We start from the raw sequence: 24,470 nt of genomic DNA on the forward strand, positions 1-24,470 counted from the left end.
CAAGATGAACCGATTTTTAATCATAGATGGACTCAACCTGGTGCGGCGCATCCACGCCGCCCAGCCTAACGAGAACGATGTTAATGGCCTGCCGGAGCGGGTCACCTCCGCCTGCCGTAAGCTGCTAAGCAAACACGATCCCAGCCATGTCACCCTGGTGTGGGATGGCGATGCCATCTCCTGGCGCAAGAAGCTCTATGACGACTATAAGAAGGGGCGCAAGCCGATGCCCGAGGCCTTGAGTCAGGCACTGCCCGCCCTTAAGCAGCACCTGGCCGAGCGCGGCTTTCACTCCATCGACGCCATTGCCGAGGCCGACGATGTTATCGCCACCCTGGCCAGCAAGATGGTGAAGGCCAAGGGTGAGGCGATCATCGTCTCCACCGACAAGGGCTTTACCCAGCTGCTTTCTCCCCAAATACAGCTGTGGGATCACTTTAATCAGCAGGTCATCAGCATAGAAGATCGTGAGCAGCAACTGGGCGTCGATCGCAGTCAGTTTATCGATTTTCTCGCCATGGCGGGCGACAGCGGTAACAAGATCCCCGGCATCCCAGGCATAGGCCCTAAGTCGGCCTGTGAGCTGCTGAAAACCTTCCGCACCCTGGCCAACGTCTACGCCTCTCTGGATAAAATAGGCGCTAAGCAGGCTAAGAAGCTCGAAGAGGGACGGGCGCTAGCGAGGTTAAGCTACAAGCTGGTGCAACTGCAGACGGATATCCCCCTCAATACCCGCCTGGCGAACTTCAGGGTTGAGCAGACGGCCAAGGCGTAAACATTCGCTTACTTATTTATTGGCTTTGTCGGCGCCGCAAGCGAAAAGGGTACTACCATCCCTTTTTCATCTGCTTTATATTGTAACCAATATGTTGCAGTGGTTTAATCCACTGCAGATACACCCGCAGCATGGAAGGATCCCAAGGTAAGATGAAATCTAAAGTTCCAGTGATAATAGGCTCAATCTTCGCGGCCTATCTGGCCTTTGTCGCCGTCGTCGTCCTGGTTTATGAACCCACGCCAGATGATATGGACTGGGAAGACAGACAGGCCTACAACAACGCTAAATTAACCGAGCTCTCTATAGGCCAGCCGATAGAACAGATCAAGACACTCATGGGTAAGGCAGACTTCTCCGAGGCCAAGAGCAGTAACCAAGATACCCTGCAGGTGCTCTTCTATCGCACCCATCACAGCAAGTCAGACGGTGAGACGACCCGCGACGAATGTACGCCGCTACTGTTTAAGAACAACAAGCTGATCGCCTGGGGCCAGGACACCTATCAGCAATATCTCGACTCCCCCATCGGCGGCTAACCGCCAAGATAGAACAGGCGCTGTTACAACCAGCGCCTGACACTCTTTAGATACGCCCCATACTCCTTGGGAAATTTCGCCAGCAGGTAGGCCTCCTCACGGCGAATCGCCAACCAATAGACCCCAATACAGGCCGGCAATATGCTCAGCACCAACCAGGGGGACGCCAGCAGCAGCCCTAGTCCCAGGGGATAACCGCAGAAGGCCACATAGATAGGATTACGACTATAACCGTAGTAGCCAGAGGTGATGATGTTGGAGGTGGGCTTCCAGGGCTCGATAGCCGTCTGGCGCCGCTTGAAGATCAATAAGATATGTAACAAGACCAGAGTCGTCGTGACCAGCAAGGCGACACCGGCAACCTGGCCGATTGGATGGGTGGGCAAGGCCAGGGGAAAGAGCTTCTCACATCCCAATGCCGCCAGCATAGATAAGATAAAGATTAGAGGCGGCGGCACCTTGACGCTGGCCCCCTTGCTGTCGGTTTCTGTCATGCCCTGCTCCATATTGTTTCACCCTCCTTAATCCTTTAATTCCTCAAACACCCAGACGCTTAATTATCTTAGGGTGTAGCACACTATTAAGACACACCATAAAAAAGCCGGGCTAGGCCCGGCTTAAGGTAGACAAGTTGGGCTTAGCCCGCCTTCTTATACTCTTGATAGGCCTCTCCCTCAGACAGCCACTTAGGCGCTGGTTTGCCCTTCAGGTAGTGATCGAAGTATTGCATCATGCGCAGGCTATAGTCGAGCTTGTTAGGGTATTTCTTCAGATGATGTGGCTCATCCTGGTATTGAAGGAACACCACATCCTTACCCGCACGGCGCATGGCCAGATACAGCTCGACCCCTTGCTCCCAAGGCACTGCATCGTCTTTATCACCAAACATGATCATCATAGGGGTCTTGATCCGCTCGACATAGAAGACGGGTGAGTTTTCGATATATTTCTGTGGCGCCTTAAACAGGCTCTCACCGATGCGGCTCTGCCCCGTCTCATACTGGAACTGACGCGCAAGCCCGGTACCGTGACGAATACCGCTGTAGGCGCTGGTCATGTTAGAGACAGGTGCGCCGGTGACCGCCGCCTTAAAGATAGAGGTCTGAGTCACCGCGAAGGCGGTCTGATAGCCGCCCCAGGAGTGACCCTGAATACCTACCGCGTTCGCATCGGCAATCCCCATATCGATGAGCTTCTGTACGCCCGAGGTCAGCGCCTGTACCGAACTCGCACCTGGGTAGCCCACCTCGAAACGGATATCCGGCAGGAAGATGGCGTAGCCGTTATCGGCATACCAGGCGAAGTTAGGTCTGTGGTTGAGCTTCATGTCTGGGAAGGCATGCAACCTGTCGCTCATGAATCGGTAGAAATAGACCAGCACGGGATAACGCTTACCCGCCACATAGTTAGAGGGCTTGATCAGCACGCCATCGAGTGGCTTGCCGTCACCATTGGTCCAATGCACCAACTCGGCCTTGCCCCAATCGAGCTGACGCTTCTGATCATCGAGTCGGGTCTGGCGGGTCGCCTGCTCAGGGCTTTGCAGATCGCTGGCATAGAGGTCTGGGTAGAGATCGTAACGCTGCTTGGAAAACAGCACCTTGTCACTCTCTTCGGCGCGGGCCAATAGCTTGAGCTTATAATCGCCCTGCATCAGAGGTTTAACGCCGGAGACGCCCACCTTGGCGGTATAGAAGCCATCGCCCTTAGTGCGCTCGTTATAACCATGAAGCAGTAGGCTCTGATCCGGCTGTAATCGAACCGGCTTATCCGCCTTTTCTAGCAGACCCGTGACGCGATACTGGATCTGCGCCTTGCGTCCCTTGGCGGCCGTGAGGCGAAATGCATCTAATGAGTCGGTATTAAACTGCCAGATATCATACTTGTCGTAGGCGAGGAAGGCCGAGCCATCTTCGACCCAGGGGCCCAGTCCGTAGCCAGGGGCTACCGAAGGATAGTCATGATCTTCGTCGGCAAATGGCGTCTTGAAATCTTTGGTCAGCTTGACTCGGCTATCCTGCGCTATCTGATAGAGGAAGATATTGCCCTGCTGATAGTAGGCCACGAAGCGCTCGTTGGGTGAAAGCGATGGCTCCTGGCCTACCGGCTGCTGGATAAGAAACGCCTGCTTGCGTCCCGTGTTGAGATCCACCAGGTAATAGTCGCGGTAGAAACCGGCCCAGGTGATCATCTTAAGGTAAGGCACATCTGTGCTGGCGAGCATGAAGCGTTGCTGCTGACCAAGCTCAATATCCGGCACCGCCTGATCCGCCAGCTGCACCACCTGCTTTGAGCCAAGATGCAAGACCGCCAAATAGGTGTGTTTAAGGGCTTTCTTGTACTGCTTTACCTCGTTTGGCTTGATGCGTGGGTCGTCCCCATGCCAGACGCGCAGATCGCGCTGGCCAGCTATCACATCCGCATCATAGAGATCGTCAGCCTTGGCCACCTTAGGTAACTCCAGCTGCTGGCTCACCTCGGGCACGCGGCCGAAGAAGAGTCGCTTACTGTCTTCAGAAAACGTCAGCTCGCTATAACGGTTTAGGGTCCACTCCTTGGTGTTGGCCACCCTATGCAGCTTGTCGCTACCCGCTTGATGCAGGGCGAGATGATATTCACGCCCCCAAGGCGCCTCGCCGGCCTGGCCATAGGTGAAGGCGACATATTTGCCGTCTTCACTGGCAGAGACGGCGCCTATTTGCTGATCCACAAACCCGGCAACCACCTCAAGCTCACCGCTGGCAAGGTCCATGCGCTGCACTCTGTGCAGATTATTGGCGATATCGTTTTGGGCAGCGACCAGGCTGCGGCCCGCCTTATCGAAATAGTAGGCGGTAACATGGGCCAGTTTCTCACTTCTCCCCGCCTTGAGGTTAACCACCTCTAGGGTGCGCCCCTTGTCATATTTGTCGACTTTTGGCTTGCTTTCGCTCTCTTTGGCCTTGGCCTGACTATTTTTGTCGTTGGCCTCGCCCTCGTCCTGCTTGTCACCATCGGCCTCTTCGCCGGCCTCATACCAGATAGCGAGATGGGTTCCCGCCTCGTTAAAGGCAAACTCCTTGACCTTATCGTAACGCGTCTCTTTACCAGACTCGGTATCCAATAATGCCAAACCGGCCTTGAGCTTCTTGCGGGCCTTAGGGCTGGCCTTTTCCTGCTCAAGCAAGGCAGGTTCGATAACGAAGGCGGCAAAGCGACCATCATGGCTGATCAGCGGCTTACTGCCTCCCGTCACGGTAAAGCTTTGCTCGCCGTCCAGGCGCTTCACCATGCCATGACTGTCTCCCCGATCCGGACTCACTTCGACGGCAAAGGCACTGCCATTGGCCGAGAGCACGGGTTTCTTGAGGGATTCGAATTTCATGATGACATCGGGTGTCACATCGGCGCTAAAGGCAGCGCAGGAAAAGAGACTGGCGCACAGGAGAGATAGGGTCGGTAATGGCTTCAAGGTCTTCCTCATTTTTAACTTATTATTAACGGATGCAGCTTGTCATTAACGTGTGTAGCCTGGGGTATTAGACTAAAGTAGACTTTTTTAACGGTTAAGGATCAATCATCGTCATTAGCCTTTGTTATTGCAAGTTAGCCTACACAAAAAAACGTGAGATTGCTCACTAATTCCTGTGAAATTTGCGCAAAAGTAGTTAAAATAAAGCCGATAAAGATTCTAAAAATTCATAGTCATAACACCGTGTCTTTCGACATGGTCAGACAATAGCAGTAACGACCAACCGTGGAAGGACTCTCCATGTCAAAAAGAACTATTACCGTTATCCCGGGTGATGGGATTGGCCCAAGCATAATCGACTCAGCAATCAAGATCTTAGATAAAGCAGGATGTGATTTCGAATACGAGTTTGCCGATGCTGGTCTAGCCGCACTTGAGAAACAAGGTGAACTTCTACCTCAACGTACACTGGATATGATCGAAAAGAACCGTATCACGCTTAAAGGGCCATTAACGACCCCTGTTGGCGAAGGTTTCACCTCAATCAACGTCACTTTACGTAAAAAATTCAGCTTATATGCCAACGTACGCCCTGTATTGTCTTTTAAAGGCACTCAGGCACGTTATGACAACATCGACATCATCACGGTACGTGAAAACACCGAAGGTATGTACTCAGGCCTAGGTCAAACCGTTTCTGAAGATGGTGCGACGGCAGAAGCCACGAGTATCATTACCCGTCAGGGTGCCGAGCAGATCACCACCTTCGCCTACGAGCTAGCGCGCAAAGAGGGTCGTAAGAAGGTGACTATCGTACACAAGGCCAACATCATGAAGTCGACCTCAGGCCTATTCCTGAAGGTGGCTCGTGAAGTCAGCCAGCGTTACCCAGACATCACCACCGAAGAGATGATTGTCGACGCAACCTGCATGAAGCTGGTAATGAACCCAGAAAACTTCGACGTGATCGTCACCACCAACCTGTTCGGCGACATCCTATCGGATCTGTGTGCCGGTCTGGTAGGCGGCCTGGGCATGGCGCCTGGCGCTAACATTGGTAAGGACGCGGCGATCTTCGAAGCGGTTCACGGCAGTGCGCCAGATATCGCAGGTAAGAACCTGGCTAACCCGACTTCAGTTATCCTGGCCTCGATCCAGATGCTGGAATACCTGGGCATGTCTGACAAGGCGGCAGCCATTCGCTCAGCAGTGTCTGCCGTGATCGAAGAAGGCGATCGCACGACTCGTGACCTTGGCGGTACCCACGGTACTTCTGACTTCACCCAGGCGGTACTGGAGCGTCTGTAATAGACCAAGTAGCCGTAAGCGAATAAGCTAAAACAAAAAGCCCCGCAATCGCGGGGCTTTTTATTATCCGATATTTCTTAAGTTAACCAATGATCCTGTTGTTAACCATGGATTCTGCTGTTAACCAAAGTTAAATCCGACGCTGGGTCGCAGCCAGAGATGCACAGTCACCTCATCTCTATCATGATAAAGATGCTTACAGGCCAAATGGAAATCATCGATACCATTTTCCCTTAGCACCTCTTGCATGGTGGCCAGGATAGTCGACACCTCTTTATAACGACTCTTCATCGGCAGCTTGAGGTTAAAAATAGCCTCCTTAAACCAGCCGTTGATCGCCCAGGCCTCCATCAACTCGGCCACACGCGAGGGTTTCTCTACCATGTCGCACACCAGCCAGTAGATATTCTTCTTCGGCGGCTCGAAACGGAAGCCGTCGGCCTGATAGTGCCTCACCTGCCCTGTGTCCATCAGGTTCTGCGCCATGGGGCCATTATCGACCGCCGCCACGAACATGCCGCGGCGAACCAGCTGATAGGTCCAGCCACCTGGACAGGCACCGAGATCGACCGAGTTCATGCCGCTGCGTAGACGCTGCTCCTGTTCCGACTTAGGAATAAAGTGGATGAAGGCCTCGTCCAGCTTGAGGGTCGAGCGGCTCGGCGCATCGCTGGCCATCTTGAGCCTTGGGATCCCCATGAAATAGGGAGAGCTGTTGTGACTCAGGGAGTAGCCCACATAGGCGGTGCCCGGACCGACGAAACAGACGTGGACGATGGGACGCTTGGGATTTTCCTTCTCAAGTAACGCGCCGCTGCGTTTTAGCGCCTGTCTCAGGGGCACGGTAAACTTACGACAAAAGGTCGACAGCTCCTTGGCCTCATTGGTATCAGGCGTCTCGACCCTAAGCTCACCTGCCTTGCTCACCTTAGCCAGGGCATCGACGATAGGGCTAACTCTGTCGCCCTCGGGCAGATCTTTTAGCAGCTCGTTGGCGGCAAACATCTGACGAGTGAAGATAAGCGAGTCCAGCTCGATCTGCTCGGCCAAGAGATCGGCATCACCCGCCTGGAAGCACTGAAAAATCACGTAACCGTCGTTACGATTGGTCTTTACAAAGCCGCCAACATTCAGCTCTGCGGCTCGCTGCTGGATCTCGGCTGCGCAGTCTTTCTCGTAGCCGGCACGGCAATATAAAAATAGGTTTATCATAGGAAGATCCTGAATAAAAAATGGCGACCCATATCATTGGGCCGCCATTCTACACTTTCTCGAAAATGAATACGATTATCTTAACGCCCGCTCGCGGTGCTAATCGTCCAGCTCCACCACTCGATTACGCCACACGGCCACCGCGATGAACAACCAGCCCAGCAGGAAGCAGACACCACCCATGGGGGTCACGGGCCCTGTCCACTTGCTGCCCACCAGCACGTAGAGATAGAGCGAGCCGGAAAACATCACTATGCCCAGCAGAAACAGATAACCCGCCCAGTCGATCAGGCGAGACTTGAGCCAGTGACCACTAAAGGCCACGGCGATCAGGGCAAAGGTGTGATAAAACTGATACTCGACACCCAGATTAAAGATGTCGATCATCTCTGGCGTGGTCACCTGCTTGAGTCCATGGGCGCCGAAGGCACCCAGTGCCACGGCTAAGAAACCACTCAAGGCTGCCAGCAATAGAAAACCTTTACGCATCTAACCCCCTAATAAATTGAATACTATGTGAGACTGCCCGATCCAGATTAGCGCTTTGGGTCGTGCCTGACGACTTTCTTGGCAGAAAACTATGATCGCCATCGGTTAACCACTCGAGTTTGACCTTAAAAGGTGCAAGCCAAGTTTCGACCTGGCCCTTGGCGCCAAACTTATCGCGGTCGCCCTGTATCACCAGCAGCGGCGCCCGACACTCGGCAATAGGCTCGAGTCTAGGCTCGCCCCCTTTAGGCGGCACGAAGGGATAACCAAGACAGATCACGCCATCGAGCGCTTGCTCGGCACCGAGCATCGCCGCCATGCGCCCGCCCATGGACTTGCCCATCACAATCAAACGCTTGGGTTGGTATACCTCACGCACCGTCTCTATCAGCAGGCTAAAATCCTTAATCAGCTTGGGCGCCCTGTCCGGCGGCCTGCGCTTACCATCTATGGCGTTGTTGCGCATGTAGGGAAAATTAAAGCGGATCACCCCAAGCCCCTGGCCTGCGAGACGCTCGGCCATCTGCGTCATGAAATCGTGTGCCATGTTGGCGCCAGCCCCATGGGCCAGCACCACTAAGGTGTCACAACCAAGGCCACTGTCATCGACGGCGCCGGAAAACAGACACTGACTCGCGGGCAGCTCCGCCAGCTTAAGCCGCGCATCTAATTTTTGTGTAAAACTCATCTCAACTCTTTATCTTTGGTCAGGCCCCATAAGAGGCACGACTCGCAACTGATTTAATGAATAGCTAGGGCCTGTTGACCTTTTGAGAACAAATTTTGTTCTAATTGAGCACGTTCAAATCGCGACAGGAGTCTTGGAGTATAGTTATTCTATATAAAAGCCGAGTAACAAAGAGTTGAACGTGCTCAAGACGAACCCTACGGGCAGCGTCTGTATCATTTTTCTACTGCGTTATCGCTCATTGATGTAGCACACTATATTACAATCGCTCTGCCTTGTATAAAATCGATACAGAATGCTGCAAAAATGAACGCGAAAGATAAACAGGCCCTAGAGGGTTAGCCCGGCAACAGCTCGCTGCGAGACTCCTCTTCGAACATGTCGAGCATCCATTTCCTGAAGGCAACAATCTTGCCTATCTCGGCATGATTCTGCTGACACACCAGATAGTAGGCGTTCTTGCTCACCAAGACCTCGGGGAAGGGGCACACCAGACGCCCGGCCTTGATATCGGGACGGGCCAATACGCTGTAACCCAGCGCTACCCCCTGACCGTGAGCCGCCGCCTGCAAAACCAGTGAAGAGTGACTGAAGATAGGCCCCTGGTTCACATTAATGTCATTAATTCCACATTGTCTAAACCAAGCCTGCCAATCATGACGGCTGGAGTCATGCAGCAGGGTGTGATGTTTCAGGTCGCTCGGCTGAGATAACGGCTTGGGGCCGCTGAGCAACATAGGCGAACAGACAGGGATCAACACCTCGTTTCTCAGCTTGTCGGCACGCAGCCCTGGCCAGTTGCCCATGCCGTAATAGATGGCCACATCCACGTCGTCGGTCAGGCTGCTGGTCTCGTCGTCCACCGCCTTGATCCGCACGTCGATGTCGGGATTATTCTCGCTGAAATTCGCCAGACGGGGCACCAACCACTGAATGGCGAAACTAGGCGAAGTGCTTACCGTGAGCGAGCCTATGGCACTTCGGGCCAGCAATCTGTCGGTGGCATCGGCCAGTTGTACAAAGATATCTTTTATGTCGAGAAAGTAGCCCTGCCCCTCTTCGGTCAGCAGCAAGGATCGGTTCTTACGACGAAAGAGCTTTAGCCCTAAATATTCTTCTAATGCCTTAATCTGATGACTTACCGCGGCCTGTGTCACAAAAAGTTCTTCCGCGGCGCGCGTAAAGCTTAAGTGACGGGCTGCGGCCTCAAAAGCCTTCACCGCATTCAATGGAGGTAAACGTCTCGACATAGTGATCCTTGTCTCACATTTTAATTAGTTTTTCTAATCCGTATTGTTACATTTTATCGTTTGTAAAGGGAAGGGGTTTTGGTTAAATTTTGCGCCAACGAAATGATTGAAGTTAGACAGCCTCTACGACGTATTTGGGGAGTGTCTGACACCCCAAGATATGCCGCCCGGAGGCGACCACTATGATTAACTTTAAAACTGTATTTGCCATCGCACTGCTCTCAGCCTCAAGTGCTGCCACTGCCGATGAAATCGTTATCGATACCACAGATCTGCACGCCACCATCAGCGCGCAACTGGCCGAAGGCCTGGAGCTGATGCAGCAAGATCTGAATGAAGACCTCAACGCCATTCTGGTTGCTCAGAAAGATGAGCAGACGGACACCAGCGTTAGTGCCCAGCGCGCAGAGTAATAGCTAGCCCACCTGAGCTAACGACTCGCTACAAACAATAGTAATAAGCCGCGTCTAAGATGCGGCTTTTTTATGTCCGCCGAAGACTCATACCAACTAGCACAGGACCTAACTCATCATCTAACTCGCCAGCCAGCTCACCACCTGACGCAGACAGTCTGCTTGGCAGTCGACTATAGATAAATTTATCAAATAAGTTACGCGAGAACCCATGCAAATCCAAGGTTTTATCTCCTTAAGGCCAAAATATCCATGAAGCCTGCTCTGGATAAAGCGGCCAATAAAAAAGGCCGCCTCATGGCAGCCTTTATCTAAATCCTTGTCTCTCTTTTCGAGAAAGCCGCTTCGAGGCGCTTATGCGGGACGATAGACCTTCACGTTGTGATAGCCCTGCTCCTGCAGATAAAGCGCCTGTAGCTTGCTCATGACGCCTCTGTCGCAGTAGAGCAGATAGGTCTTCTCTTTATCGAGATCGGCAAACTGGGTGGCCAACTTGAAGAAAGGAATACACTTCACCTCGATACCGTTGAGGCTAAGTGGGCTCTGCTCTTCCTCTTCCGGCGAGCGGATGTCCACCACAACCTCACCACCCGTGACCGCATCGACCGTCTCAGTCTCGGTGATCTTGGTATCCATGCTGACGGCGATGTCGCGAATATCGATCACCTCGGCCGCCTCGACCACGCGGTCGATCAAGTCTTCGGAGAACTTCTCCTCCTCGGCGAGGATCTTACCCATCACCGCCTTCACCGTCGGCTTCTGCGAGATCACGCCGCAATATTCAGGGATCGACTTGGCGAAGTCTTCGGTGCCGATCTCGCGGCTCATGTTAATGATATCTTGCTTATCCATCACGATCAGCGGACGCAGAATCAGCATATCGGTGCTGCGGTCGATCACATTCAGGTTAGTCAGAGTCTGGCTGGACACCTGCCCCATAGCCTCACCCGTCACCAGCGCCTGAATGCCCATCTTCTCGGCGATACGGCTGGCGGCACGCATCATCATGCGCTTGAGGATAACGCCCATCTGGCCGTTATCTATCTTCTCAAGGATCTCCTGCACCACGGGGTCGAACGGCACTGAGATAAATTTCACCTTGTGCGACTCGCCGTATTTCTGCCACAGATGATAGGCAACCTGTTTAACGCCTATCTCGTGCTGATCGCCGCCTAGGTTAAAGAAACAGTAATGGGTACGAGAGCCGCGCTTGATAAACTGGAAGCTGGAGACGCCAGAGTCGAAGCCACCAGAGATCAGCGACAGCACATCTTCCTGAGTCGCCATAGGGAAACCGCCCAAGCCGTCGATGCGCTTCTCCACCAGATAGAGATGTTCGTTATCTATCTCCAGGTTGACCGTCATGTCGGGGTTCTTCAGCCTGACACCGGCCGCCTCGGTAAACTGGTTGAGTCCACCGCCCACGTAACGCTCCACCTCGATTGAGTTAAACTCATGCTTACCGCTACGCTTAACCCGAACACAGAAAGTCTTACCGGCCAGTTCCTCTTTGTAGAGTGCCAGCGTCTGCTGGTAGATATCGTCCACCGACTCGAAGGTACTCTCACGCACCTGCAGCACATGAGCGATACCCGGAATACAGGCGAGACGCTCGGCATAACGCTCAATCATCTCTGGCTTGTCTTCTGGCACCCTGACCATGATCTTATCCCACTGGCGCTGTACCCTGGCCTCTTCATCGACCTTGCGCAGCACGTTTCGGATATTGGTTTCAAGCATCTTGGTAAAACGCATTCTTACCGGTTTGCTTTTCATCATGATTTCAGGAAAGAGTTTTACGATAAATTTCATGGGCGTTCCGCGGGAATAATTTTAAACAGCAATTTAGCCATTATACCAAGGCCGGTGCACAAATGCCCATAAATCAGCGACTCGGCAAGGATTTTATGCCACCAAGCCCAAAGATGAGCATAATTTGTCCAAATTAAGATTATCCCCATAGCACAGGTCACACGCCTGCACCGCTTAAAGCAAAAAAGTCCACCTAAGTGGACTTTCTATTGATGGATGAAGCCTAGCCATTAAATGCGGCTATTGGCCGACCAAGATCTCATCAGACTCCTTGGCCTTACCCTGCTCGATGGCGATCTCAACCCTGCGGTTACGGGCCCGGTTGGCGGCGGAATCATTGGCGACCAGGGGGGCGGTATTGGCCATGCCAACCACCTTCATGCGCTGCTGATCAAATCCTGGCACACGCACCAGCTCATGGGCCACGGCCACGGCGCGTTTGCTGGAGAGATCCCAGTTCGAGCTGTAGAGCTCGTTACTGATATTCATATCATCCGTATGACCCGAGACGGTAATGATCCCCGGCACATCCTTTAATAGCTCCCCTACACGGCGGATCACCGGCTTAAACCTGGGCTGTAGGAAGCCAGAACCGGATGAGAAGGCGCCCTTTTCACGGATGCGAATGATGATCTGCTGCCCCAGAGACTCGATCTCAATCGCGCCGTCGATGATCTCCTTGTTGAGCTCCTGAGCCATCTTCTTCACCTGATCGTTGATCTGATCCTGTGACGCCGCATCCTGTTTCTCCTGCTTGGCCTGAGCCTCGGCATCCGCCTCTTCCTGCGCGGTAGATGACGCCTCGCCGCCGCGCTGCTCACCCCGCTGCTGCTGCACGCCGCCGGCGCTGTCATCATCACCGGCCTGCACCTCAATGGTGGGCTCGGTCATCTCATTGGTCTGCTGATTGATAATCTCTATGGGGGTGGGTTCTGGCTTACCCGGGCGAAACTCCAGCGCGATCACCGAAGTGCCCTTGGGAATATCTTTGACTTCAACCTTATTTTGTACACCGAAGGCATACTTCATCGAACCGGCGATCTGCTTGAACTTCATCACGTCCATCTCGGAGAAGGCCAGCAGCAGAACGAAGAAACACATCAATAGCGACATGAGGTCGGCAAAAGTTGCCAACCACATAGGCGCCCCGGCGGGCGGACAATCGCATTTGACCTTCTTAGCCATCTGGCTATTCCCCGTCCGTCGTGTCTATATTCCGCAGTTTCTCCGAGAGATAATTCTTCAAGAAACCCTCGATGACCCTAGGGTTCTGTCCGTCTTGAATGGCGAGCACCGCATCCATGATCAGGTTGCGGTTGAGCATCTCTTCCCCCATGCGTAGAGAGAGTTTATCGGCGATCGGCAGGGCGATCATGTTGGCGATAATGGCGCCATAGAGAGTGGTTAACAAGGCCACCGCCATCGCCGGGCCGATAGACTTAGGGTCGTCCATGTTAGACAGCATGGCCACCAGACCAATCAGGGTACCTATCATCCCCATGGCGGGTGCCACATCACCCAGCGCCTTGAAGATGCTGATGCCGGTCTTGTGGCGCTCTTCGGTGAGGGCGATATCTTTCTCAAGGGCTTCGCGCACCACATCACCGTCATGGCCGTCCACCAACATATCGACCGCTTTCTGCATGAAGCTGTTGCTGATCTCCGCCTCTTCCAACGCCAGAAAGCCCCCCTTACGCGCCGCATCGGCCATGGTGACCGATTGCTCGATCAACTCGTCGGGCTTATCTATCTTGAACATGAAGGCTTTGGCGGCGATCTTGACCGCACCGAGGAACTGCTTGAGGTTAAACTTCATCATCACCACAAACAAAGAGCCTATCATTACGATAAGCACAGAGGGCACATCAACAAAAATGGCGATACCACCACTGCTGACCATAGCTCCGATAATAAAACCAAATGCACCAATCAGGCCTATCAGGGTCGCTAAATCCACAACTCTTCCTCATATACAGTATCGGCCGTTGCTAATACCTTGACCTAGGGATCAAGCTCTCAGTCAACACCATAATCATCTCGAGACAGGTCTCTACTCTACTCATTCTTGCAATGAAAGGCATCTCCTCGCCCCAGCGCGACGACACAAAAGTCGTCAATTAGACGGTATTTCGCCTAACCGCGGGCAGGAGTTTACGATATAATATCTGACAAAATTGAGTATTGTTCTAATTCAATTATCGGACAGCTTACACGCAAGTTTAGCTACAAATTCAATTTTTTATAAAAAAACCTCCTTAAAGCGTGCTATTGCACAAATATACGACAGCGCAATTTGACCCCTAGGGTTGACTGAGATACTTTGTCTGTCGCTAAATTCTTGGGAAAATCACCGTGGCCAAAAAACCTGAAAACCTGACCTTCGAAGAGTCACTCACAGAATTAGAAAACATCGTCACTAGCCTGGAACAGGGCGATGTATCTCTGGATGACGCCCTCAAACAATTTGAGCGCGGCATCAATCTGGTCAGAAACAGCCAAGGCAAACTCGAACAGGCCCAACAGAAAGTCTCTATCTTGACTCAGGAACAAGATCAACCCAGCTTGCAACCCTATCTGCCAGAGGGCGAATAATTGCTAAATGAAGCGATAACGCGATACCAGCAGCGCGTCGACGGCCAGCTGCGCCATTTTATCAATGCACAAGACGATACCGAGCCACAACTCAAGGCCGCCATGACACACGGCGCCCTGATTGGCGGCAAGCGTATTCGCCCTTTTCTGGTCTATGCCGTCGGTGAGATGCTGGGTGTGCCCCTTGAAAGGCTAGATGCCTGCGCCGCTGCCATCGAGTGTATCCATGCCTACTCGCTGATCCATGACGACCTACCGGCCATGGACGACGATGCGCTGCGCCGCGGCCAGCCAACCGTACATATCGCCTTCGATGAGGCCACCGCCATACTGGCCGGCGATGCGTTGCAGACCTTGGCCTTCGAGATCATCAGTCAGGAAGGCAGCGAGCTAAGCGCCAATCAACAACTGGCCATGGTACGTGCCCTTGCTAAGGCATCTGGTTACGGCGGCATGTGCGGTGGTCAGGCGATGGACCTTAACGCCACAGACAAACAGATAGATCTCGAGACCCTAAAGCAGTTACACAGATTAAAGACCGGCGCCTTGATCCGCTGCGCAGTGGAATTACCTATCATTGCTGCCGAGGTCACAGATGAGCAGGCAAGCCATCTGATAACCTTTGCTGAAGCCATCGGCCTCGCCTTCCAGGTACAAGACGACGTGCTGGACATTATCGCCAGCACCGAAGAGCTGGGTAAGCCCCAGGGCTCTGACTGTGAATCGAACAAGAGTACCTATCCGAAACTACTCGGTTTATCCGGGGCCCAAGCGACCGCGAAAAGTTTGATCGAAGACGCCCTATCAGCGCTGGCTAAATTACCATACAATAGCCAGTTAATTGCCGAATTCGCCCGTTTCATCATAGAGCGAAGAGTATAATAAAGAGCCAAAGAATCTCGCTATGAGTTTGGATATTACGAAATACCCTGTGCTGGCACAGGCCGACACCCCAGATGAATTAAGACAGCTTCCCCAGGGGGTGCTACCAAAACTTGCTGACGAACTCAGAAGTTATCTCCTACAGTCGGTAGGCATCTCCAGTGGCCACTTCGCTTCTGGCCTTGGCACGGTCGAGCTGACGGTTGCCCTGCACTATGTCTACAACACCCCATTCGATCGCCTGATCTGGGACGTGGGCCACCAGGCCTACCCCCATAAGATCCTCACGGGTCGTCGAGACAAGATGCCGACCATACGTCAGAAAGGCGGTATTCACCCCTTCCCTTGGCGTGAAGAGAGCGAATATGACACCTTCAGTGTCGGCCACTCTGGCACCTCAGTCAGTGCGGCGCTGGCCATGGCCGTCGCCGCCGAGAAGGAACAGGCGGGGCGCAAGGTGGTGGCCGTTATCGGCGATGGCGCCATGACAGGCGGCATGGTATTTGAAGCCATGAATCACGCCGGCGATCTGCATAACGACATGTTGGTGGTGCTCAATGACAACGAGATGTCGATCTCCGAGAACGTCGGCGCGCTGAACAATCACCTCGCGCAGCTGATGTCCGGTCGTCTCTACACTACGATCCGCGAGAACAGCAAGAAGGTGCTCAAGGGGATGCCTGTCATCAAGGAGATGGCCAAGCGTACCGAGGAGCATCTCAAGGGCATGGTCGTCCCCGGCACCATGTTTGAGGAGCTGGGCTTTAACTATATCGGCCCTATCGACGGCCACGATGTCGATGCACTGGTCGAGACCCTGCGTAACATGCGTAACCTCTCCGGCCCGCAGATATTGCACATCATGACCAAGAAGGGACGCGGCTACGAGCCGGCGGAGAAAGACCCCATCGGCTGGCACGCCGTGCCTAAGTTCGATCCATCTACCTTTGCCAAGCCCGCAGCGAAACCGGCTAACCCCACCTTCTCTCAGGTGTTCGGTCGCTGGCTGTGCGACATGGCAGAGAAGGATGATAAGGTGCTCGGGATCACCCCGGCCATGCGTGAAGGTTCAGGCATGGTGGAGTTCTCACAGCGCTTCCCGAAACAGTATTTCGATGCGGCTATCGCCGAGCAGCATGCGGTGACACTCGCGGCAGGCTTTGCCTGTGAGGGTTATAAGCCGGTGCTGGCGATCTACTCTACCTTCCTGCAGCGCGGCTATGATCAGCTGATCCACGACGTGGCGCTGCAGAAATTGCCGGTGATCTTCGCCATCGACCGCGGCGGCATCGTCGGCCCAGACGGCCCGACCCACCAGGGCGCCTTCGATCTCAGCTATATGCGTGCCATTCCTAACATGGTGATCATGGCGCCGTCGGATGAGAATGAATGTCGCCAGATGCTCTACACAGGCTACTGTTACAACGAGGGACCAACGGCGATCCGTTACCCACGTGGCAGCGCCACCGGTGAGCCTCAGGTCGAGACCATGACCGCCTATGAGATTGGCAAGGGCCTCATCAAGCGCGAAGGCAAGAAGATTGCCATCCTTAACTTCGGTACCACGCTGGCGTCGGCGAGTCAGGCAGCCGAGGCGCTCGATGCCACCCTGGCCGACATGCGCTTCGTTAAGCCGCTGGATGTGGAGCTGGTGAAACAACTGGCCGCCAGCCATGATCTGCTGGTGACTGTTGAAGAGAACGCCATCATGGGCGGCGCCGGCTCAGGCGTACTCGAACTGCTACAGCAACTTAAGCTGCCTATGCCTGTGCTCAACATCGGCCTGCCCGATGAGTTTATCAAGCACGGTGAGTGCGGCGAGATCCTGGCCGAGCTACAACTGGATGGCCCAGGCATTGAGGCGCAGATCCGCGCCTATCTGGCGGACTAAACGAAAACTGCTAATAACAAAAAAGGCCTCATATTGAGGCCTTTTTTATACCGCCAATGGGCTGGCTTACATTAACTAACTTGCGTTAACTAGCGTACGTTGACTAGCTTACGCCTGAGTATCGACGCTGGCACCGCCCTGAGACACCATCACCATGGCTGGACGCAACAGACGCTCATTGAGCATATAACCTTTTTGCATCACCATCATCACGGTATTAGCCGGGAACTCTTCGCTAGGCTGCATACCGATCGCCTGGTGATGATCCGGGTTAAAGGCTTCCCCCTGAGGATCGACCTGCGTCAGACCAAACTTTTCAACCGCGCTGGTGAAGCTCTTCAGTGTCAACTCAACCCCTTCGTAGATCGCCTTGGTGGCCTCATCTTCACTGCTGGTGCCTTGCAGGGCACGCTCCATGTTGTCGATAACGGGTAGCAGCTCGTTGGCAAACTTTTCCAGGGCAAACTTGTGGGCCTTCTCGACATCGAGCGCCGCACGGCGACGCACGTTCTCTACCTCGGCGGCAGCACGAACAACAGAATCTTTCTGCTCTTCCACCTTAGCCTCGGCAGCGGCCAGGGCTTGCTCCAGCTCTTCAACACGGAAATTAGCTTGGGTAAGTTCGTCCATCAAACTGGCTGCATCTTCAACCACCTCGGTTTCAACTTCTACAGCTTCAGTTTCTTCAATCTGTGGTTCTTGGGCTTTGTTTGACTCTTTGCTCATTGTTACTCCAGCTAAAAATGCTTTGTTTCTGCATGCTCTGGGCATATTATGGGGATCAAATTTGAGGTTTCAAGCCCTAAGGCATGGATCAAACAGAAATATGACCAAAGCGTTTCACACAATCGGCTTAATCGGCAAACCCCACCACTCTGGGACCCATAAGACCCTAAAACGTCTGCACCACTGGTTGACCATGCAGTCCTATGAGGTTTATGTCGAAGAGCGCGTTGCCGGCGAGATAGGGCCACAGGTGAAATCGGTGGATCTGCTGCAGATTGGCGAACATTGCGATCTGGCCATAGTCGTAGGGGGTGACGGTAATATGCTGGGCGCCGCACGCGTGCTAGCCCGCTTCGATGTTGGGGTGATAGGCGTTAACCGCGGCAACCTAGGCTTTCTCACCGACCTGCCGCCAGACACCTTCGAAGAGGCTCTGGGCAAGGTACTCCAGGGCGAGTATGAGACGGAGCACAGGTTCCTGCTGGAATCAGAGGTCCACAGACACGGCGAGATGAAGTCGAGCAATACCGCGGTCAACGAGGCGGTACTCCACCCGGGCAAGATTGCCCACATGATCGAGTTTGAGGTCTATATCGATGACAAGTTCATGTACAGCCAACGCGCCGACGGCATGATAGTCTCCACCCCAACAGGGTCGACCGCCTACTCGCTGTCGGCCGGGGGGGCCATCCTGACGCCAAACCTGGAAGCCTTGATCCTGGTGCCCATGTTTCCCCATACCCTCTCCTGCCGCCCTATCGTGGTAGACGCCTGCAGCATCATCAAGCTGGTCGTGTCGCCAGACAACGGCGATGCACTAGAGGTCAGCTGTGATGGTCACGTCACCCTACCCGTCTTGCCGGGAGATGAGATCATAGTGAGACGCAGCAAGGAGCGACTCAGACTGATCCACCCCAAGGGCTACAACTACTTCCACGTGTTGAGAAATAAACTAGGCTGGGGCAGCAAACTGTTTTAATACCAATCACAGTAAATATGTGATCAGAAATAGCGCAGGAAAAACGCTTGAGAACAAAGCAGGATTTTTAGATAAGTAGTTATTCTACAATTAAAAATACTAATACAGTTATCGAGCGTTTTAACAAGCTAGAATGATCAATTGTTTATTACGATTGGTATAAGGTCAATGTTTCATTAAAAAGCCCGCATATTCGCGGGCTTTTTGTTATTTAACTCTATAGTCCAGCTGCACACTGACCTCAGCCGGTACAGGCTTGCCGTCGACAAATTTAGGCGCGTAGCGCCAGCGCTTAATGGCCTTTAGCGACTCGCGGGTAAACTGCTGCCCGCCCTCCGAGGCCAACACCACAGGATCCCGCACGAATCCCTGTTCATCCACGGTAAAGGACATCTGGGTCCAGCCCTCCCGGCGATCTCTGGCATAGGAGATAGGATACTTTGGCGCTTCCCGATAGAGGGGGGACTGCTCCTGTTCATCGGACCAGGGCTTCATGCTGCCGATCGCCACACAATGCTGGGTCGACTTATCACTCTCGCCTTCGGCCTCAAAAATCTCCACCAGACGGGCATGGGCGGCCAGTTTGTAGGGGTGGCTAAAGTCGAGCACAGAGAATTGCTTGATCACCTCTTCCAGCAGGGGGATGGCCCTATCGTACTTCTTCTCTGCCGCCTTGATCATGCCCACATAATAGGTGGCCTTGAGCCTTGCCATCGCATCGGCCGGCATCTCATGACGATAGATCTCATAGGCTTCCAGCGCCTCGTCACGTATATCCCGGGTATAAAAGCGGGTCGAGGCTAAACCATGGAAGGTCAACATCTTCACCTCGGCCAGCAGCAAAGGTTTGTCGGCATCCTGTGCGATGGAGATCGCCTGCTTAAACAGATCCACCTTCTCTCTTGACGCCTCCATGGTCTGGGCGGCGCCAATTAACGGATCGACAAGCTCGATAGCATCGCGGCCGAAGTGTTTTCGGTAGACCTGGATGACATTATCGAAATGCTTGTGCGCGGCCTGGGTATCGCCATTTTCCTGTAACGCGGTGGCCAGATTAAGCTCGAGATTAATCAGATCGATACTGTCGGACTCGAAATAGCCCTGGCCCAATTCATAGGCTTTGGCGGCTGTAAGCGCCACCTGAGCTTTGTCTTGTCCCACCAGTGCCTGCTGATAGGCGGCGTAGCTTTCGCTAAAGGGGGAAGCGACACAAAGAGGCGCGGCAAACTGCGCGCACAACATCAGGGCAAGACCTGATAATGACTTCTTCATAGTGAACAAATATCCTTATTTGTGATACTGAGGCCTTCTCTCAGGGAGAATGGCTTAGAAAAATTAGCTGCCAGAAATAGCCTTGCCTAACACAGTTAGGATACGCCCGCCTTGGCACACCCTGTGTATCGACTCATGCTGGCCAACTAAAATCCCCTCTAGGGTAACAGGAATCTACGCCAACTTAAATTACTTGCTTAACTTAATCCCTTGGAAAACCTAGTTTAAATCTTTGGAAAGCCTAGTTAAAGCGTAAATCATCCAGACAGTCAGGAGTAAGGAGCAGCTGGCGAGGGAGATCCACACACCCGTGACGCCGAAGAGCCAGGCAAATAGATAGAGCACCATGGCAATCAACACCAGCTTGCTACCTGTCAATATCGAGGCCTCCCTAGAGCGATTAATGGCCTGGAAGAAGGCTGCCCCGACCAGAATCAGCCCCTCAAACGGCAGTCCCCAGAAGTAGAGACGCATCCCCTCTGTCGCCACCGGCGTCAGCTCAGGATTGTCACCGGCAAAGATGTAGACCAGATATTCAGGCGCCCAGTAGATGAAGGCGACACCCGCCAGCGCGGTCACCAGGGTCATGATGATCACCAGCCTCAGGGTCTCGAACACCCGGTCGAACCGCTTCGCCCCGGTATTGAAACTAAACAGGGGCTGGGTGCCGAAGGCGATCCCCTCGAAGATCAGATAGAACAAGGCCTCAGCGTAACTGACGACCCCATAGGCCGCCACATGGATGGGACCGCCGACCCAGAGAAACGCCATGTTGTGCAGGGTCAGGACGATAGACAGATAGAGGTTCATCAAGAAGCTCGGCACACCGACCCTGAGGATATTGCTGCAATGATCCAGATTCAGGCGCATCTGCTGCCAGTCGATCCCTAGGCGGGTCCGCTTGGTGAAGAAATGCTGCAGACAGGCGAGCGCCGTAAAGGCCTGACATATCATGGTGGCGATGGCGGCGCCCGCGAGACCGTATGGGAAGACCACGATCAGCAACCAATCCAGCAGGACATTCAGACAACCGGAGAGAATGAGGACAAGGGTAACGAAACCGGGACGGCCATCGTTACGCAGCAAGGCGGTAAAGGCGATTGCCAGCACGGGAAAGACCCCGAGCGCAAAATACCAGAACAGATACTGCTCGGCGCTGGCCAGCACCTCTCCCTCGGCGCCGAGCCAAATGAGTACCGTCTGGCTCCAGTGGGTGCCGAGCAAGGCCAGGCCTGTCCCAGCCAAGAGACACAGGGTGAAGGCGTTACCCAGCAGGTGCCGCGCCCGGGCGACATCTTTTAGCCCCAGGTTGATCGATACCAGTGAGGCAGCGCCCATGCCAATTAGCGCACCTACCGCGTAGAGTATCGCGCCGACGGGATAGGCCAGCATCATACCGGCCAGGCCCACCTCGCCAAGATAGTGGCCGACAAACATGCCGTCGATAGCCACATAGACGCCGGTCACCACCATGGAGAGTATGGTGGGAATGGCGTAGCGCCACACCAATTTAGGAATGGGGGCTGTGGCTAGATCGGAGTGCGCATCACTCCCGGAGACGACATGACTCTCAGACATGGTATTGAATCGACACAGAAACGACTATTGGAGAGCGAAGATATCAGATAGCCAGGCGTTTAGATAGACAGGCGTTTAGATAGACTGAGCAGCGCCGTCTCAACCTCAGTCTGTGACAGGGATTCAGATGCTATCATCTCCAGACGCGAATCCAGGCTATCGTCCAGCTCTTGCACGCTAAGCTGTCCATCGACAAAGTTTAAGGCGGCAATCCCTTCATCTGTGATCATCACCGCCTTGAGGCGTAAATAACCCTGTTGTTTTACCCAGGCTAGGAGCGCCTCAAAATCAAACTCGTAGCGATAGTCGAACACCCAGCCCAGGGTATATCGCCCTTCATGTTGATTACTGGCACGGTAGATCCCCTGCTCGTCAAAATGCAGAGTTTGTGCCTCTGGCGCCTCGTCGAAGGGCAAAGTGGGTCGTTGCAGCGCGCCAGTCAGGCTAGATCCTAATGTTTGCCTTGCTGGAATCTGGGCACGCCAGGCTGTGGGCCGCTGAAAATAGTGCTGATTAAGAGATTGATATAAGGCGGCGTCATTTTCCAAGAGCAGCTTTGACACCTGCACAGGCATGACCTCGGCTTTGATTGCTTGCTGCGTCAGGTAAGCCTCTAGCCGCTTAACGTCATCGTCGCTAGCCAGATCCATCTTATTGGCCAGGATAAGGTCGGCGATGTGAAGCTGCTGGGTAAACAGTTCACTCTCAAGATACCGCGGGTCGTTGAGTTTTCTCGGGTCTACCAGGCAGAGGCTGGCACGCATCGACAGCACCTGCTGAAAATGTCCCTGACTCAAGGTCTCAACGATCGCCTTAGGATGGCCCAAGCCTGTGGGCTCGATAAACAGACGATCCGGCTTGGCCTTGGCAATCAGTTGATTGACCGCCACCTGAGTGGGCACCCCGGCGGCGCAGCAGAGACAGCCCCCCGCCACCTCCTTGATGGCCACATCACCGCCCTCGCCCCTGAGCAGTTCGCCATCTATGCCTATCTCGCCAAATTCATTGACCAGCACGGCCCAGGTTTCCCCCACCGGCTTATGAGCGAGCAGATACTGGATAAAACTGGTTTTGCCCACACCGAGAAAACCAGTGACGACATGAGTAGGAATAGGCTTTAGGATCATTGGCGGCTCCGCACTGAAAAATCGCCCCCAGTGTAGAGTGCAGACCTGAGATTGCAATCCTTTTCAGCAGCCCTAGCTTAACCTGCTAGCGCTTGCCCCTGAAGCCCTTATCACTTGATGGGCGTCTCGCCTTGTCACTACCAGCCTTGCGCTGGGGCGCCTTAGAGCGACTCTGTCCCCTTCTGTTATCCTGGCGGCCAAACTTCTGCCCCTTGCCTTTCTTGAAATGATTGGCTTTAGGCTGCGCGGCGGCGTCAAGCTCGCGATACCTGGCCGGTAGCGGCGCCCCGAGTTCATATCCAGGTTGCACCTCGCGGGGCAAGGTCTTGCCAATGAGGGCCTCGACCTCTGCCAATGCGGCCTCATCTTGCTTGGCGACGAAGGAGATGCTGACCCCGCTGAGACCGGCGCGGCCGGTACGGCCGATACGATGCACATAGTCCTGGGGCTCGTCCGGCAGTTCCAGATTGATCACTAGGGGCAAGGCGGTGATATCCAGGCCGCGGGCGGCGACATCTGTCGCCACCAGAACCCGCAGCTCGCCTGCCTTAAACTGCTCCAGCGCCCTATTGCGCGCGCCCTGGGTCTTATCCCCATGAAACACGGCGTTCTTAATGCCATCGAGTTTCAGCTCGCGATGCAGCCGCTCGGCGCTCTCCTTGGTGTTGACGAAAACCAACACCTGCTGCCAATTATTGCGACCGATAAGCTCCGCCAGCAGCTCTGCCTTACGCCGCCCATCTAAGGGATAGACCTTCTGCTCAATCTGCGGACCACCACTGGTGCTGGCCACATTAAACCACTCAGGCTCATTCAGCATCTTAGTAGCCAGCGCCTTCACCTCCGTCGTAAAGGTTGCCGAGAACAGCATGGTCGAGTGAGTGTCACAGAGCAGTCGCTTGGTTCGCTCGATATCTCTCACGAAGCCCATATCGAGCATGCGATCTGCCTCATCGATAATGAGCTGTTCCACCGTCTCCAGGCTCAGCCCATGTTGCCCCAATAGGTCGAATAACCGCCCCGGCGTGGCCACCAGGATATCGACCCCTTTCGCCAAAGCCTTACGCTGTGGGTTGATGTTGGCGCCGCCATAAACGGCCAGGGTGGTGAGCTCGGTGAACTGGCTATAGCGAACTATGCTCTCAGCCACCTGTATCGCCAGCTCCCGTGTTGGAGTCAGCACAAGGGCGCTGAGCTGTCCAAGCCGTCTGGGTTGATTCAGCAGGCGCTGCAACAACACGAAGCTAAAGGCCGCCGTCTTACCGGTTCCCGTCTGGGCGCAGGCCATCAGATCCCGCCCGCCAAGGGCGCAGGGGATCACCTTGGCCTGAACCTGTGTCAGGCTGGTGTAGCCGCAGGCCTCGGCCGCCTGGGCCAGTAAAGGATCTAACGGGAGGGCATCGAAATTCATGGGCAACCTGCAAGCTGACAAAAAGTGAGCGCGGAGTCTAGCAAAAAGCGCCCCATAAAGGTAACGCTATCTTCA

22 protein-coding genes are annotated in these 24,470 nt (G+C 54.1%); 8 read left to right on the plus strand and 14 right to left on the minus strand.

Translation table 11 applies throughout. From position 1 onward, the window contains the following. Positions 1-4 precede the first annotated feature (4 nt). Together xni and L1D43_RS11565 are read left to right on the plus strand one after the other, a co-directional pair. The gene (xni, locus tag L1D43_RS11560) at positions 5-775 is read left to right on the plus strand and encodes a flap endonuclease Xni (RefSeq protein ID WP_239851732.1); all 771 of its coding nucleotides are present in this window, start codon (positions 5-7) and stop codon (positions 773-775) included. A 152-nt stretch (positions 776-927) separates the two neighbouring features. Next, entirely contained in the window at positions 928-1,314 is a 387-nt protein-coding gene (locus L1D43_RS11565; RefSeq protein ID WP_144203755.1) for a DUF3192 domain-containing protein, read from the plus strand. Positions 1,315-1,337: 23 nt separating this feature from the next. On the opposite strand, the gene L1D43_RS11570 is transcribed toward L1D43_RS11565, so the two are convergent. Together L1D43_RS11570 and L1D43_RS11575 are read right to left on the minus strand one after the other, a co-directional pair. Further along, complete coding sequence (locus L1D43_RS11570) at positions 1,338-1,808, minus strand: isoprenylcysteine carboxylmethyltransferase family protein (protein ID WP_239851733.1); 471 nt, start codon at positions 1,806-1,808, stop codon at positions 1,338-1,340. A gap of 143 nt (positions 1,809-1,951) precedes the next feature. Further along, the gene (locus L1D43_RS11575) at positions 1,952-4,765 is read right to left on the minus strand and encodes a prolyl oligopeptidase family serine peptidase (protein WP_239851735.1); all 2,814 of its coding nucleotides are present in this window, start codon (positions 4,763-4,765) and stop codon (positions 1,952-1,954) included. Positions 4,766-5,065: 300 nt separating this feature from the next. Between L1D43_RS11575 and L1D43_RS11580 the strand changes: the two genes are divergently transcribed. Continuing rightward, a complete protein-coding gene (locus tag L1D43_RS11580) occupies positions 5,066-6,073 on the plus strand; it encodes an isocitrate dehydrogenase (RefSeq protein ID WP_041509173.1) in 1,008 nt (335 codons plus the stop codon). Between the two features lie 120 nt (positions 6,074-6,193). Here the strand turns inward: L1D43_RS11580 and rlmM are convergent, their stop codons facing one another. The 4 genes from rlmM to L1D43_RS11600 all read right to left on the minus strand — a co-directional run bounded on the left by rlmM (position 6,194) and on the right by L1D43_RS11600 (position 9,712). After that, on the minus strand, positions 6,194-7,285 hold the full coding sequence (gene rlmM / locus L1D43_RS11585) for a 23S rRNA (cytidine(2498)-2'-O)-methyltransferase RlmM (RefSeq protein ID WP_239851736.1): 1,092 nt from the start codon (positions 7,283-7,285) through the stop codon (positions 6,194-6,196). Between the two features lie 99 nt (positions 7,286-7,384). Further along, positions 7,385-7,774 (minus strand): DUF423 domain-containing protein, encoded by a 390-nt coding sequence (locus L1D43_RS11590; protein ID WP_041509171.1) that lies wholly within the window; start codon positions 7,772-7,774, stop codon positions 7,385-7,387. After that, complete coding sequence (locus L1D43_RS11595; RefSeq protein ID WP_239851737.1) at positions 7,767-8,462, minus strand: alpha/beta fold hydrolase; 696 nt, start codon at positions 8,460-8,462, stop codon at positions 7,767-7,769. Before L1D43_RS11595 ends, L1D43_RS11590 begins: the two co-directional genes overlap by 8 nt. Before the next feature lie 338 nt (positions 8,463-8,800). Continuing rightward, a complete protein-coding gene (locus L1D43_RS11600) occupies positions 8,801-9,712 on the minus strand; it encodes a transcriptional regulator GcvA (RefSeq protein ID WP_011866561.1) in 912 nt (303 codons plus the stop codon). 182 nt (positions 9,713-9,894) lie between these two features. Between L1D43_RS11600 and L1D43_RS11605 the strand changes: the two genes are divergently transcribed. Then, positions 9,895-10,125: a hypothetical protein gene (locus L1D43_RS11605; RefSeq protein WP_041509153.1), complete on the plus strand. Its 231-nt coding sequence runs from the start codon at positions 9,895-9,897 to the stop codon at positions 10,123-10,125. Positions 10,126-10,479: 354 nt separating this feature from the next. Here the strand turns inward: L1D43_RS11605 and thiI are convergent, their stop codons facing one another. From thiI to pomA, 3 genes are all read right to left on the minus strand, one after another. Continuing rightward, positions 10,480-11,937 (minus strand): tRNA uracil 4-sulfurtransferase ThiI, encoded by a 1,458-nt coding sequence (thiI, locus tag L1D43_RS11610; protein ID WP_144203758.1) that lies wholly within the window; start codon positions 11,935-11,937, stop codon positions 10,480-10,482. 240 nt (positions 11,938-12,177) lie between these two features. Continuing rightward, complete coding sequence (locus L1D43_RS11615) at positions 12,178-13,122, minus strand: flagellar motor protein MotB (RefSeq protein WP_041509151.1); 945 nt, start codon at positions 13,120-13,122, stop codon at positions 12,178-12,180. Positions 13,123-13,126: 4 nt separating this feature from the next. Then, positions 13,127-13,894 (minus strand): flagellar motor protein PomA, encoded by a 768-nt coding sequence (gene pomA, locus L1D43_RS11620; protein WP_041509150.1) that lies wholly within the window; start codon positions 13,892-13,894, stop codon positions 13,127-13,129. 395 nt (positions 13,895-14,289) lie between these two features. Here pomA and xseB point away from each other — a divergent pair, with 395 nt between their 5' ends. From xseB to dxs, 3 genes are read left to right on the plus strand one after another with little or no spacing between them, the layout of a single operon-like run. Next, positions 14,290-14,529 carry an exodeoxyribonuclease VII small subunit gene (gene xseB / locus L1D43_RS11625; RefSeq protein WP_011866566.1) on the plus strand — a complete coding sequence of 80 codons (240 nt, stop codon included), beginning with the start codon at positions 14,290-14,292 and terminating at the stop codon, positions 14,527-14,529. After that, positions 14,530-15,411, plus strand: coding sequence for a (2E,6E)-farnesyl diphosphate synthase (gene ispA, locus L1D43_RS11630; RefSeq protein ID WP_239851738.1), 882 nt, complete (start codon positions 14,530-14,532; stop codon positions 15,409-15,411). 22 nt (positions 15,412-15,433) lie between these two features. Then, complete coding sequence (gene dxs, locus L1D43_RS11635; protein ID WP_239851739.1) at positions 15,434-17,302, plus strand: 1-deoxy-D-xylulose-5-phosphate synthase; 1,869 nt, start codon at positions 15,434-15,436, stop codon at positions 17,300-17,302. A gap of 108 nt (positions 17,303-17,410) precedes the next feature. Here the strand turns inward: dxs and grpE are convergent, their stop codons facing one another. Further along, complete coding sequence (grpE, locus tag L1D43_RS11640) at positions 17,411-18,028, minus strand: nucleotide exchange factor GrpE (protein WP_041509147.1); 618 nt, start codon at positions 18,026-18,028, stop codon at positions 17,411-17,413. Positions 18,029-18,128: 100 nt separating this feature from the next. On the opposite strand from grpE, the gene nadK reads away from it, so the two are divergent. Then, entirely contained in the window at positions 18,129-19,007 is an 879-nt protein-coding gene (gene nadK, locus L1D43_RS11645) for an NAD(+) kinase (protein ID WP_041509146.1), read from the plus strand. 207 nt (positions 19,008-19,214) lie between these two features. Here the strand turns inward: nadK and L1D43_RS11650 are convergent, their stop codons facing one another. The 4 genes from L1D43_RS11650 to L1D43_RS11665 all read right to left on the minus strand — a co-directional run bounded on the left by L1D43_RS11650 (position 19,215) and on the right by L1D43_RS11665 (position 24,395). Continuing rightward, entirely contained in the window at positions 19,215-20,279 is a 1,065-nt protein-coding gene (locus tag L1D43_RS11650; protein WP_239851740.1) for a TonB family protein, read from the minus strand. A 219-nt stretch (positions 20,280-20,498) separates the two neighbouring features. Next, complete coding sequence (locus L1D43_RS11655) at positions 20,499-21,857, minus strand: MATE family efflux transporter (RefSeq protein WP_239851741.1); 1,359 nt, start codon at positions 21,855-21,857, stop codon at positions 20,499-20,501. A 59-nt stretch (positions 21,858-21,916) separates the two neighbouring features. Next, positions 21,917-22,984 (minus strand): GTP-binding protein, encoded by a 1,068-nt coding sequence (locus tag L1D43_RS11660; RefSeq protein WP_239851742.1) that lies wholly within the window; start codon positions 22,982-22,984, stop codon positions 21,917-21,919. A gap of 85 nt (positions 22,985-23,069) precedes the next feature. Beyond that, entirely contained in the window at positions 23,070-24,395 is a 1,326-nt protein-coding gene (locus tag L1D43_RS11665) for a DEAD/DEAH box helicase (RefSeq protein WP_239851743.1), read from the minus strand. Positions 24,396-24,470 lie beyond the last annotated feature (75 nt).

This window comes from Shewanella sp. Isolate8 (assembly GCF_022398495.1).
GTDB lineage: Bacteria > Pseudomonadota > Gammaproteobacteria > Enterobacterales > Shewanellaceae > Shewanella > Shewanella aquimarina.